Origin of the sequence: Endozoicomonas sp. ALD068 (assembly GCF_049310145.1) — a bacterium.
Taxonomy (GTDB): Bacteria; Pseudomonadota; Gammaproteobacteria; order Pseudomonadales; family Endozoicomonadaceae; genus Endozoicomonas_A.
On record NZ_JBLYNU010000004.1, the window covers coordinates 1544770 to 1557851 of the forward strand.

The following is a 13082-nucleotide window of genomic DNA, read 5'->3' on the forward strand; positions in this document are numbered from 1 at the left end:
TGTAGCCAATCAGGGAATGGTAGATCAGCTTCGTAGTCTATAATCGAATACTTAGTGGGTTTACCCTGTGCTGTAAATTTTTTATTTATCTCAATAGCTGTTGCGTAAAGTGCTTTCAACTGACTCTATTCTTACGGCTTCTCATCTCTGATTTCCCACCTTCATTCTGATTCAGTTTGACTGGGATACTGGTTTTCGGGAGATATGCAATGCCCCTGCTGAAAAGAAAATCACTGCTGCTGATCGTTTTTTTTTCTGGAGCTGGACAGTTATTTTCCAGTTCTTCTCTATCGATTCTTGACCCAGAGGGTCCGTCGAATAGTTTCAATGCTCTGATACGAGAGGTCAGGCCAAACTTCTGGGGGAACTGGGATCTGGATCTTGCCATTAAGCCGGGTGCGATCGGTGTGATTGATACTGATACTGGAACATTTCATTCTGCAGGGCAGCAGATTTCCAAAATCTCTGTGGCTTCCGGTGACATTTCTGAACAGCTGAAAATATCGACTTCTCATGTTAAAGGCCCTCAGGTAGCCTCATTTCCAATGAATGATCAGTCATCAAAAGCGAGCGTAAATACGGACCTTAAATGGCAGTTCAGCAAACGGGGAGCGATGATGGCTCAATGGGATCTGGTAAAGGAGGATAGTTTGAAGGAGCCATTTCGGGTTATCAATGAGAATATGGATTTCTTGAAATCAGTCGCTGCAGATATGGAGATGTATGATCCTGGAGCCGATGCCATTTCCCAGGGGTTTGGAGTGGTAACCAGTGTGCTTCTGGCAAAAAGCGGGATGAATGTTGCGTCACTCTCAGACTCTTCCCAGTGGAGTATTACCGGCAAGGCCAGCAATTTACAGAGCATGCTGGGGCATGGTTCTGCAAAGGCATCATACTCCAGCGCCGGGGGTGATACTGATGTAATCAGCACTATCTGGCCCAGTCAACCAAACACCACAACTGAAGATCTTGTTCCTGTTGCATACACCTTTGCGTCGATTAGTGGCAAGCAGGTCATTCCTTACTGGATGGAAGAGATTGAAGCTTTTCAAATCATCTTCGAAAACAAGGGGAGTTACTTTATCAAGGCAACCTTAAAGTTCCAGACTCCGGAAGGTGAGAAGGAGCTGCATCAGGATATTGTTGGTTTTATGACCAGAACTATGGAGGGTATTCCATTGAATGCAACAGAACTGGCCCTGAAAATGGAGTTTGTTGATGCAATACCCAGCACCACAGAATTCTATCATTGGGATACGCCGCTGGGCAGGTGGTCTTCAGGGAAAAGACATGTCGAGATTAACGGGTGGTGGCCATGGCAGCCTTCATTTGTTGTTCGGGAGGATCATATGACTACAACGTCAATGGGAATCCTGAAGGACGAATGATAATCCATAAGAAGCCATCATCGCTATTGGAAGATGGATAGATAGCAGTAGGTGCCGGGTCGGTATTATCTCAACTTACAGGAGTGGCTCGATACAGAAAGCGTCCATTTTCAGTCCTGATTCGTCACAGGTCAGCACCCAACCCTGCCGGTCCCAATCGCCAAGTACAATCCGTTTTCCGGTACCTGAAGCCAGTTCGACTTCATGGGTATCCGGGCGATGAGTGTGACCATGAATCAGCGTTTTGACTTGATACTTGTCCATTACCCGAACCACCTCCTCCGGAGTGACATCCATGATGGCCAGAGACTTCGTGGATTTGGCTTTTTTGCTGTTGCTGCGTAATTTTTGAGCCAGTTTTTTCCGGTAACTCCGTGGAGTGAGGCGAAGTATGCCCAGAACCAGAGGGTTGCGGATAATCTTGCGGTAGCGAAGGTATTGCGTGTCACCCGTGCAGAGCAGGTCACCGTGCATCAGCAGAACCGTCTCGCCATTCAGGTCAATGACGCAGGGGTCATTGAGCCAGGTGGCTCCGGTCATTCTCAGGAAATCCTTGCCGATGGCAAAGTCACGATTACCTGCCATCACAAACAGTGGCTTGCCTGAATCAGAGTAGGCTTTGAGTTGACGGGCTATGTCATGATGAAAGGGTTCCATGGCGTCGTCGCCCACCCAGTATTCAAAGAAATCGCCCAGAATGTAAAGAGCATCTGATTGAGAAGCCTGCTCCTGCATGAAAGAAGTGAACGCCCGGACAATGTCCGGGCGTTCGGGTGTCAGATGCAGGTCAGAAATGAACTGTATGTTCATTCAATCGGCTTCCTATTCGACGACAGCAGACTCAATCAACACGTCATCTTCAGGAACATCCTGATGACCGGCCCGGAAGGTGGTTTTAGCCGCCTTGATCTTGTTCACAATATCCATACCTTCAGTGACCTGACCAAATACGCAATAGCCCCAGCCATCCGGCGTCTTGGAGGTGTGGTTAAGGAAATGGTTGTCAGAAACATTGATAAAGAATTGCGATGAAGCTGAATGTGGGTCCATCGTCCTGGCCATGGCAATAGTGCCAATGGTGTTTTTCAGGCCGTTGTCTGCTTCGTTTTCGATAGGTGTCTGTGTCTCTTTTTGAAGCATACCTGGCTCAAAACCACCGCCCTGGATCATAAAACCATCAATGACCCTGTGGAAGATGGTACCGTCAAAGTGGCCACTCTTTACATATTCCAGAAAGTTAGCCACAGTTTTGGGGGCTTTTTCAGCGTCCAGTTCCAGTTTGATATCGCCAAAATTGGTGTGCAGTACAACCATAGGGTTACCGTAATCTCTGTTCAGATGATCCGCGAACGGAAAACCTCCAATTCTAGGTGGTTATGAGACAGGTGTAAAAGGTCAGAGTGGAATAAACAGCGATGGGTGACTTAATCAAGCTGCTTGAGATGCAGGAAACTATTTACAGAAACCGCAAGCCAAAAGTCGGTCTGACCTGTACCCTTCGACGGGAAAATGTTAGTCTCAGGCGTTAACCAAACAGCCATGGGCGATTGAAAAGTCTATTATCGCTCTGGATGGCAAAAGATTTTTTTACGGTAAAATAATGCATTCCCTCTAGAGCATGGGCGGGTCAGATCCTGAACGGTCTGATGTCTCCGGGCTTCTGTATCAGAGAGGGCTTTCTCTTCCAAGACGCTGGTTGCAATGAGCACAACAGACACTTCATCCAACAAACCATCAAAATCCGGTAATTTCCTTGAGCAGATCATTGAAAAGGATCTGGCTGCAGGTCTGGTTCAATCGGTTCAGACCCGATTTCCGCCGGAGCCCAACGGCTTTCTGCATATTGGACACGCCACCTCCATCTGTCTGAACTTTGGATTGGCTGAGCAATTCAATGGCCAATGTAACCTGAGGTTTGATGATACGAATCCCGAAAAAGAGGAGCAGATGTATGTCGATGCCATTCAGGAAGATGTTCGCTGGTTGGGTTTCAAGTGGAGCGGAGAGGTTCGCTATGCTTCCAGCTACTTTGATCAGTTTTACGAATGGGCTCTCTACCTGATCAAAGAAGGAAAGGCCTATGTGGATCATCAGGACGCCGAGTCCATGGCTAAAAACCGGGGTGACTTTAATACCCCTGGCGTTGAAACGGAATGCCGCAAGCGGTCTGTAGAAGAGAATCTGGCAGAGTTTGAAAAGATGCGTGCCGGTGAGTATGAAGAAGGTCAGTGCAGCCTGAGGGCCAGGATTGATCTACAGAACCCCAACATGAATATGCGTGATCCGATTCTTTACCGTATCCGCAAGGTGCCTCACCACCAGACGGGTGATAAGTGGTGTATCTATCCAAGCTATGACTTTGCCCATGGTCAGGAAGATGCCATTGAAGGGGTAACGCACTCGATCTGTACACTGGAATTTCAGGACCACCGTCCGTTATACGACTGGTTTATCGAGAACCTGCCGGTGCCATCAAGGCCGAGACAATTCGAGTTTGCCAGAACGAACCTGAACTACACCGTCACCAGCAAGCGAAAACTGAAGCGACTGGTGGATGAAGGTATCGTAGAAGGGTGGGACGACCCCCGTATGCCTACCGTGTCCGGTATGCGTCGGCGTGGGTACACACCGGCTTCTATTCGCAAATTCTCCGATATGGTGGGCGTCAGTCGTTCCGATGGTATTGCTGATGTTTCCATGCTGGAGCATGCGATCCGTGACGATCTGAACAACAACGCAGCACGTGCCATGGCGGTTATCAATCCGCTGAAAGTCGTGATTACCAACCTGCCTGAAGGCGAGGTACAGGAAATGACCGCAGCGGCACACCCTAACAAGCCTGAGTTGGGTGAGCGTAAACTGCCGTTTACACGTGAACTGTATATTGATCGTTCAGATTTTACTGAAGACACCACTCTGTCACGCAAAAAATTCAAGCGACTGGTGTCGGGTGAGTACGTGCGCCTGCGCAGTGCCTATGTCATCAAATCAGACCAGGTAATTAAAGATGAGCAGGGCAAAATCACTGAGATTCACTGCAGCTATGTACCCGGTACAGTGGGAGAAAACCCTCCTGAAGGTATTAAACCTCGTGGTGTGATTCATTGGGTGTCAGCGAGCCATGGCAAGCAGGCAGAAATCCGTAAGTACGATCGCCTGTTTAATAACCCTGCTCCAGACAAGGGTGATGAAGACTTTATGGCTCATGTGAATCCGTCTTCCCTGGAGGTGGTGACAGGCTGGGTTGAACCCTCTCTGGTAGAAGCGAAACCGGAACAGGGCTTTCAGTTCGAGAGGGAAGGGTATTTTGTCGCCGATCGACGTGAACACTGTTCTGAAAAACCCGTGTTCAATATGACGATTGGTCTCAAGGATACCTGGGCCAGTAAAGTCTGACGAGTGGAATCAAGCTCTCCCATTTCAGGGAGAGCATACAGCCTGGATCATCGGGCTACAGGACAAAGAACGTGTTGCAGATATACAACTCCCTGACCAGAACCAAAGAAGCCTTTAAACCACTGAATGAAAATCATGTGCGGATGTACGTCTGTGGTATGACAGTTTATGACCTGTGCCATATTGGTCATGCCAGAACGGTTACGGCTTTTGATGTGGTCTCCCGTTACCTGAGAGCTAAAGGCTACAACCTGACTTACATTCGCAATATCACTGATATTGATGACAAGATCATTCGTCGCGCCACTGATAATGGTGAAACTATTGACGTGCTGACAGATCGTATGATCGCCGCCATGCGTGAAGACTTTAAACGTCTCGGCAATCTGGAGCCTGATCAGGAACCCAGGGCGACCGAGCACGTGGAAGGTATGATCGAAATGATCAGTGACCTGGTTGAGAAAGGCTTTGCCTATGCACCGGGCAATGGCGACGTTTACTTCCGGGTTCGCAAATTCGATGGCTATGGCAAGCTTTCTGGAAAAATTCTGGAAGAACTGGAAGCCGGTGCCCGTATCGAAGTCGATGAGCAGAAAGAAGACCCTATGGACTTTGTGCTCTGGAAGGGAGCTAAAGAAGGTGAGCCAAGCTGGCCTTCACCTTGGGGCAATGGCCGTCCTGGCTGGCATATAGAGTGCTCGGTTATGGGTAAGCGCTGCCTGGGAGAAACCTTTGATATTCACGGCGGCGGTTCAGATCTCAAGTTCCCTCATCATGAAAACGAGATTGCTCAGAGTGAAGCGGCCAACGGTCAGACCTTTGTGAATACCTGGATGCACTCAGGTGCCATTCGCATTGATAATGTGAAAATGTCCAAGAGTCTGGGTAACTTCTTTACGATTCGTGAAGTGCTGGATAAGTACCCGGACGAAGTCGTGCGTTACTTCCTGATTTCCAGTCATTACCGCAGTCCGGTTAATTATTCGGAAGATAGTCTGAAAGAGGCGTCTATTCGCCTTGAGCGTCTATACACTGCACTGAAAGGACTGGATGTGGCTGGTGTCACTGCGGCTGAAGGCACTCGTTTTGAAGAAAAGTTCATGGCTTCCATGGATGACGACTTTAATACACCGGAAGCATTGGCGTCCCTGTTTGAGCTGGTACGTGAGCTGAATACCATTCGTGCCGAAGATGAGCAGAAAGCCATGCCGCTGGCAGCTTTGCTGGTCAAACTGGGTGGCATCCTGGGTATTCTGCAAGGTGATGCCGAGTCTTTCCTGAAGTCCGGAGCCGATGTCGATGAAGCCTGGATTGAAGCAATGATTCAGAAGCGCAAAGATGCCAAGAAGGCTCGTGACTTTGCTGAAGCGGATCGTATCCGTGAGGAGCTGGCCAGTCAGGGTATTATCCTGCAGGACAGTAGGGAAGGAACCACTTGGCGTATTGAGCGCTGATAGATTTTTCAGGACCTGGAGTCTTCAGGTCCTGCCAAACCTCAAGAATTTTTACTCCTGTTGCCAAAAATTAAGCCCTAATACCTGCCCTTCAATGAGAAATACTGGCACAATGTCGCTCAATAGAACCTGTTTACTCATCCAACCAGAATGCCATTGAGCCAAGGGATATGTGCTTGTCTGCTGTTTCGGCAGATTTAACTCTCAGGGCGGTAGCGTGCTTTTTGTATTTTGCGACAAGGGTTTTTTACTGTATGAGCACACGGGTTCGTCATATCAATGTAGATCCGGTTGTCTTTTTGCTAAAGAAACCGTCAGCTTGATTTTAAAGCTATAGCCCCTCACTCTCAGAGTTTTGTCTGCTTCAGTCATAAAAGCAGATGGCATGGTAAACTCAATAACTGTTATTTTGTACAGTATTATTGAAGAAAATACCAGAAAGCAAATAACTCACTTGCGGCCTATTCGGGACGGTAGGTAGAATAGCTCGTAGTATGTTGATAATTAATGACTTTTTGACGGATTGAAAAAACGGGATATATCTCGAGTGCGTTGATTTTCTCTGATTTGGGGGGATATGGCGCGTGTGAGTGTAATATCTGATATCACTCGTTTGAGTTTTAATAGCTGTTAGGTTTCTCTACCAACCCAATGCCCCGCTGCAAATCCAAGGACGCTTATAAATATTCCTATAAATGTAGAAAAAGAAAGACTGTTATGGAACAAACTATTTTTGACACATTTATTATTGCCGGAACTGCTATTTTTTGTATGTTCGCTGGGGCTATCTTTCAAAGGAGGATTTCCTAAGATTTGCTTTTTCAGCAAGCTAAAGCAGACTTCACGGCCCCTTTCGTCGATGCACTTATTAAGCTCTATTCCAGAGAGTCTGATTTCCCCGATACTGGTGCTTTGGAAATCCTCCAGGCTGCTTATCCCTTGCAGTTTGCGGCTTATCTCAAACTGAGAGCAGTTGGTAGTAAGCGTCAGGTACGAATAATAGATTGCGCTTGGGAGCAATACGTAGGTAAAAAGGATTACCAACTTTTGCAAGAGGCTGAAATGTACCGTTTTTCTCATGTGCTTAATCTCGATAGTGATGAAGATCAAAGGTTGCTCGCAATTAAGCACATCAATAAGCTGTTACGAGCCATCGAAACCTAACAAAAGCATCGTGTCGGACACACTACGTGCGCCGCACATGCAGGCGTTATGCGCTACTACAAAGGCTAAGAACATAGGAGGAATTAGAGTAAGACTAAAAATTTTTCTAAATAACAGATAAAAAATCACATTTATCAAACGGTTTTAATAATTTAATCTCAGAAAATAAAATCTAATAAGTACTAAAATGAAAAAAATATTACTGACTAGCTCGATTTCAATTGTACTAGTAGGGTGCGGTTCTCCAATAGATACGGTGCAAGAACATTATTTGCAGCTTGATAAAACGCTTACGATTGAACAGGCGTTTAATAATCGAGAGGTTTGTGAGGATTATTCGTGGAATGATACTGAGGATAGTAAGGGTAGAGAGATAGTTGAATATAAATGTTTTATTAAGGATTCTGGAAAGATAATATCAAAATTCATTGATTATAAGAAAGCTTTCATAGCTGATGCTGATGAAGGTAAGGCGAAAGATGAATATCAGAAAAAATTCAATGAAAGCAATAAACCTGTAGATGCATATGAAGTAATTCGTTTTACACTCAATAATGAAGAAATCCCAGTCATTCTATATACAGGTGTCGTTATTACTGGGTCTCATGATGAAAACTATAAAGAGATTAAAGTAAACGAAGAAAGGTTAATAAAATCAGCTTATGATAATAAAGTAAAATCGTTTAAAGATCATCCATTTGGAACGTCTATCATGGCCTCTTCTGATATGGTTTTTCACAAATTCCTTCTGACTAATTATGAGAAGCTTTAAATTAGCTATTGTTTTTCATTCAATATTGAGGGAGCGCGCATAACAAAAATTTCCAGGGGACTGCGCCTGCGGCGCAGCCCCTGAAATTGGCGTTATGTGCCAAATCAAGTTAAGTTACTATGAATGAGATCCACTTTCTTAACATAGATCTAGATATCGAATCGTCGATTGATATATCTCCCATCATCGAGGAATGGGGGGAGCGTGTTTGCGTGTTTCGTAATGAAGAGATTGATGGTATTTATTATGGATCCTTTGAAACAGCCTGTAGCGGGATCGATGAGATAATTGCTGAGTATGTTTCTTTAATTGATGGTTTGTCCAAATCATCAAGAGATATCTGGGACAAAGCACTAAGGAGAGATTTTGACTTTGGCTATGAAAGTGGGACTACACCAAATAACTTTCATTCAAGAATAGAGTCAGATGCAATAAAAAAATTGGCTGGGGTCGGCGGTAGTGTTGTTGTTACTATTTATCCAGTACCCGGCACATAACAAGTGCAGGCAACGGACCGCCAATTTTGTCTGCCGATGCTGCAGGCGTTAGCCGACAGCAGTGTGCAAGTTTTTTCTATTTTTTTAGTGGACGAGTCACGAACCAAAATCCATGCTAGCAACCAGCCTGTTCAAATCCAGTTCTGAGTAGTTCTCAGCAGTGCATGTCTTTGGGTTCTGTGTCAGTCGCTATGAAATCTGCGTTGTCTTGTTGGGCATGTCAGCGTGGGTTCACGGTGTTTATGAGTATTTGGTCCGGCGCACTAAACCAGTTAAAAGTTGTATCAGCATTGGCGTTACCTGCAAGTTTTCCAGCGGTAACTTTTATGCTCTTCAATCGGTGCTGCAGGTGCAGGTTTTACTGAAGCTCCTCTGCAATAATCAACATTGTCCCAGGCGGCAGGGCTGCCGGGCTAACAAATACAGGCAAAGGGATGGCTCACTGTGTTCGCCACCCTTGCTGCCAGCGTTAGGTGCCACTAAAAACTACACCGGAGCGTTCGCCGTAATAATGAGTGAGATCTATTTATGATTGGTCAGTGCTTATGCAATGAAGTTAAGTTTAAGTTGTCCTGTGAAACTCCAAACTTCTACCAATGCCACTGTAGTTTATGCCGCAAGGTAACAGGCTCTTCGGCTAATGCAGGGACTCTCATCAGCAAAGAATATTTTGAATGGGTTCAAGGCCAGAATAATATTTCATCGTTTGTTAAAGACTCAGGCTACCGTGTAGATTTCTGCAAGTCATGTGGAAGCCCAGTTCCAAACCCTTTAAGTAATACTGAGCTTGTATGGGTTCCTGTAGGTCTTCTCGAAGACCCCGATGGTAAAGTGGTAATCCATTTACATACATCTTCTAAAGCAGGCTGGGATGTTTTGCCACAAGGCTCATGCCAACATAAAACCATGCCAAGTTTGCATGAATTACAAAGCAGCTTGTGCAAAAGCACCTAACAAATTGTTGGTGTCGCCGCTGTAGGGGCTGGGACGCCGCTTTGCGGCGCCCCACGGCATGGCGTTAGCCGGCAGCAGTATGAAAGTTTTTTCTATTTTTCCGGCTCTTCAGGGATATCTGTGGGTAAAAATGAGTCAATTTGAAAGGTAGAAGCACCAGCGGCTGATTTTTGATAGGTTTTTTGTTAGCCGACAAAATAACCACAAAAAACACCGCTGATGCTAATAAAAACTATCCTCAATAAAGTTCATAAACTCAAGTCATTTGTTTATCAGGATGTGAAACTTGGCTTCTACCAAGGCTCTGAAGTATTCAATGTAGCCGTTGTTCCACGAAAGAATAGTCACGCTATCTGCTCAGGATGCCAGAAACCTGCTCCGGGCTACGATCATCTTGCTGAGCGTCGTTTCGAGTTTGTTCCTCTCTGGGGAATCAGAGTTTTCTTGCTCTATAGAATGCGCCGGGTGGAATGTAAGACGTGCGGCGAAAAGGTTGAGCAAGTCCCATGGGCTGAAGGTAAGAAGGAGCTGACCAAAGCCTATATGCAATTTCTGGCAAACTGGGCCAGAAAGCTGTCTTGGAAAGAGGTTGCCAGTACTTTCAATACCTCATGGGAGAAAGTATTTCATGCTGTGGAGTACATGGTTGAGTGGGGCAAAGCGCATCGTTCACTCGACAATATCAAGGCCATTGGCGTTGATGAAGTGGCTTACCAGGTCGGACATAAATACCTGACAGTGGTTTATCAGATTGATCGCAGTTGCACCCGGCTATTATGGGTTGGTCAGGATCGTACTGAAGCCACAATTAGAAACTTTTTCTTCTTTTTTGGCCCTGAGCGTAGTCAGCAACTGAAGTATGTCTGCTCTGACATGTGGAAGCCCTATGTAAAGGCGATCGCCGAGTTTGCCAATCAGGCGCTGCATATTCTGGATCGATTTCACATTGTGGCCATGCTGAACAAGGCCATCGATGAGGTCAGGGCATCAGAACACAAACAGCTTCAGGCTGATGGTTATGAGCCTGTTTTGAAAAAAACCCGTTGATGTCTGCTGAAACGGAAGGAAAACCTGACCGAGAAAGAAGAGATCAAGTTAAATAGAGTGCTTCAGTATAATCTCAAAAGTGTCAGGGCCTATCTGCTCAGAGAAGAGTTTCAAGTGTTCTGGAGTTACATATCACCACACTGGGCAGGAAAGTATCTGGACCGGTGGTGTACAAGAGTCATGCGGTCAAAGATAGAACCGATGAAGAAAGTAGCTAAAACTGTTCGGCAACACAGACCACTGATCCTGAATTGGTTCAGGGCAAAAAAAGCATTTTCCAGCGGAATTGTGGAAGGTCTGAACACCAAGATAAAACTCACTACGAGAAAATCGTATGGTTTCAGAACCTATAGATGTGCAGAAATCGCTTTATATCACGCACTGGGCAACCTGCCCGAACCAGAAATGCCCCACAGATTTTGCTGACGAAGCATTTTTCCAATAGATGAATCACGAACCAAAATCTACGCCAGCAACCAGTCTGGTCAATTCCAGTTCTGATTAGTTCTCAGTAATGCATGTCTGTAGATTCTGTGTCAGTCGATGAAAAATCTGCGGTGTCTTGTTGGGCATGTCAGCGTGGGTTCACGGTGTTTATGAGTATTTGGTCCGGCGCACTAAACCAGTTAAAAGTTGTATCAGCATTGGCGTTGCCTGCAAGTTTTCCAGCGGTAACTTTTATGCACTTCAATCGGTGCAGCAGGTGCAGGTTTTACTGAAGCTCCTCTGCAATAATCAACATCGTCCCAGGCGGCAGGACTGCCGGGCTAACAAATACAGGCAAAGGGATGGCTCACTGCGTTCGCCACCCTTGCTGCCAGCGTTAGGGCGCTACACCAGCTCAAGAACTAGTAAATACATTAAAACCAGTGTATATTCATCCAGTTAAATAGGAGGGTGTGCATTAGTGGTCGAACGAAGAAACAGAAGCAGTTTAAATGTTTTTGAACGGGCTGGAGCGTTCCTTGATGGAGCATTTTATAGCCTTGCGACCCCTATTGGTGCCTTTATCATGACATTGGGAGGCGCATTCCTTGGCTCTTATGACCACAGTAAGGCATGGGCTGTTGTGGACTCTAGTGCTAGTTTTATAGCGTATCTACTGACGAACCCTTACGCAGCTTTTGTCGTTGGTTTTCCTCTAACGGTGTTCGGTGCCAAAGGTGTGTACGATGAAAAGAAACAACTGACCAAAGAAAACGATCAGTTGCGCCAAGAAAATATTAAGGTAAAAGATCTTGAGGCTGAATTGGAAGCCTCTCAAGAGGATGGACAAAGCCTTCGCTCTGATATTTACCGTGTCCATCAAGACCTTGTTGGAACATGGTTAAAAGGTGTGTCTAAACAAATTAACTTGGACTCCTATTCTAGGGTTTCAATTTACTATGAAAACCGAGAAAGCTTTTATCTGTTATCAAGGTATTCAATAAATCCTAAGCTTGCTAAAGTGCATAAACCAAAGTTTGGACTAAACGAGGGTGTTATTAGTCAGGCTTGGCAGCATGGCGAGCACTCTGAAGATAATAGCCCTGAGTTTGCTTCAGACAAAGATGGATACTTTGAGTATATGATGCATATTCTGGTCAGCTTGAACACCCATTCTGGTTCATTTGAACACCCTGGATCTCCTACGCATCACCCAGTCTGATTTTTAGTCCAAGTGTTCAAGTGTTTCCAGTTTTCCCAGCTTCTTGCGCATGGATTCTCCTTTCAGCGTAATCCTGTGGGCGTTGTGCATCAGGCGATCCAGAATGGCATCTGCCAGAGTCTCATCACCGATGCTGCCATGCCATTGCCGGGTCGGTAGCTGGCTGGTAACCAACGTTGAACTTTGTTCGTGACGGTCATCCATCACTTCCAGTAAATCGTTGCGTTGCTGCTGGGTCAGAGGTTCCAGCCCCCAGTCATCCAGTATCAACAAATCCACCTTCGCCAGTTGCTTGAGTTGCCTGCTGTAGCTGCCATCACCATGGGCAAGGCTCAGCTCTTCCAGTAAGCGCGAGAGTCGGTAATAGCGGACACTGTAACCCTGTATGCAGGCCCAGTGTCCCAGTGCGCAAGCCAGGTAACTTTTACCACTGCCACAAGGTCCGGTAATCAGCAGGTTCCTGTGCCTGTTTAACCAGTCCTCGCTGGACAGTGTGGCTATTTGGACTTTCTTCAACCCCCGGGGATGTTCGTAGTCAATGTCGTCTACCCGTGCAGCCAGCTTAAACCTGGCCGCCCTCAGTAACCGGGCAAGACGTTTGTTATTGCGCTCGGTCTCTTCCTGTTCTGTCAGGAGGGCCAGCCGCTCCACAAAGCTCAGGCTGTCGTAGGTGCCGGGCTGCTCCAGTTGCTGAGCCAGGGCATCGGCCATGCCTGTCAGGCGCAGTGACCGCAGACGGGTCAGAGTTTGATTCATCATGAT

11 protein-coding genes and 1 pseudogene are annotated in these 13082 nt (G+C 46.2%); 9 read left to right on the forward strand and 3 right to left on the reverse strand.

Annotated elements, in window-relative coordinates; translation table 11 throughout:
- Positions 1-209 precede the first annotated feature (209 nt).
- Positions 210-1388 carry a hypothetical protein gene (locus ACO6V5_RS05340; RefSeq protein ID WP_422138123.1) on the forward strand — a complete coding sequence of 393 codons (1179 nt, stop codon included), beginning with the start codon at positions 210-212 and terminating at the stop codon, positions 1386-1388.
- 75 nt (positions 1389-1463) lie between these two features.
- Here the strand turns inward: ACO6V5_RS05340 and ACO6V5_RS05345 are convergent, their stop codons facing one another.
- A complete protein-coding gene (locus ACO6V5_RS05345) occupies positions 1464-2198 on the reverse strand; it encodes a UDP-2,3-diacylglucosamine diphosphatase (protein WP_422133985.1) in 735 nt (244 codons plus the stop codon).
- A 12-nt stretch (positions 2199-2210) separates the two neighbouring features.
- Positions 2211-2702, reverse strand: a complete 492-nt coding sequence (locus tag ACO6V5_RS05350) for a peptidylprolyl isomerase (protein ID WP_422133984.1) — start codon at positions 2700-2702, stop codon at positions 2211-2213.
- Between the two features lie 387 nt (positions 2703-3089).
- Between ACO6V5_RS05350 and ACO6V5_RS05355 the strand changes: the two genes are divergently transcribed.
- The 8 genes and pseudogenes from ACO6V5_RS05355 (at position 3090) to ACO6V5_RS05390 (ending at position 12320) form a co-directional block, all read left to right on the forward strand.
- A complete protein-coding gene (locus ACO6V5_RS05355) occupies positions 3090-4784 on the forward strand; it encodes a glutamine--tRNA ligase/YqeY domain fusion protein (RefSeq protein WP_422133983.1) in 1695 nt (564 codons plus the stop codon).
- A gap of 74 nt (positions 4785-4858) precedes the next feature.
- Entirely contained in the window at positions 4859-6238 is a 1380-nt protein-coding gene (gene cysS, locus ACO6V5_RS05360; RefSeq protein ID WP_422411697.1) for a cysteine--tRNA ligase, read from the forward strand.
- Positions 6239-7051: 813 nt separating this feature from the next.
- Entirely contained in the window at positions 7052-7402 is a 351-nt protein-coding gene (locus tag ACO6V5_RS05365) for a hypothetical protein (RefSeq protein WP_422411688.1), read from the forward strand.
- A 187-nt stretch (positions 7403-7589) separates the two neighbouring features.
- A complete protein-coding gene (locus ACO6V5_RS05370) occupies positions 7590-8174 on the forward strand; it encodes a hypothetical protein (protein ID WP_422411690.1) in 585 nt (194 codons plus the stop codon).
- 119 nt (positions 8175-8293) lie between these two features.
- Positions 8294-8671, forward strand: coding sequence for a hypothetical protein (locus tag ACO6V5_RS05375; protein WP_422138118.1), 378 nt, complete (start codon positions 8294-8296; stop codon positions 8669-8671).
- Positions 8672-9199: 528 nt separating this feature from the next.
- Positions 9200-9625, forward strand: coding sequence for a GFA family protein (locus ACO6V5_RS05380; protein ID WP_422138117.1), 426 nt, complete (start codon positions 9200-9202; stop codon positions 9623-9625).
- A gap of 219 nt (positions 9626-9844) precedes the next feature.
- A pseudogene (locus ACO6V5_RS05385) lies at positions 9845-11098 on the forward strand (ISL3 family transposase).
- Between the two features lie 481 nt (positions 11099-11579).
- A complete protein-coding gene (locus ACO6V5_RS05390; protein ID WP_422411693.1) occupies positions 11580-12320 on the forward strand; it encodes a hypothetical protein in 741 nt (246 codons plus the stop codon).
- A gap of 3 nt (positions 12321-12323) precedes the next feature.
- Here the strand turns inward: ACO6V5_RS05390 and istB are convergent, their stop codons facing one another.
- Positions 12324-13082, reverse strand: coding sequence for an IS21-like element helper ATPase IstB (gene istB / locus ACO6V5_RS05395; protein ID WP_422414320.1), 759 nt, complete (start codon positions 13080-13082; stop codon positions 12324-12326).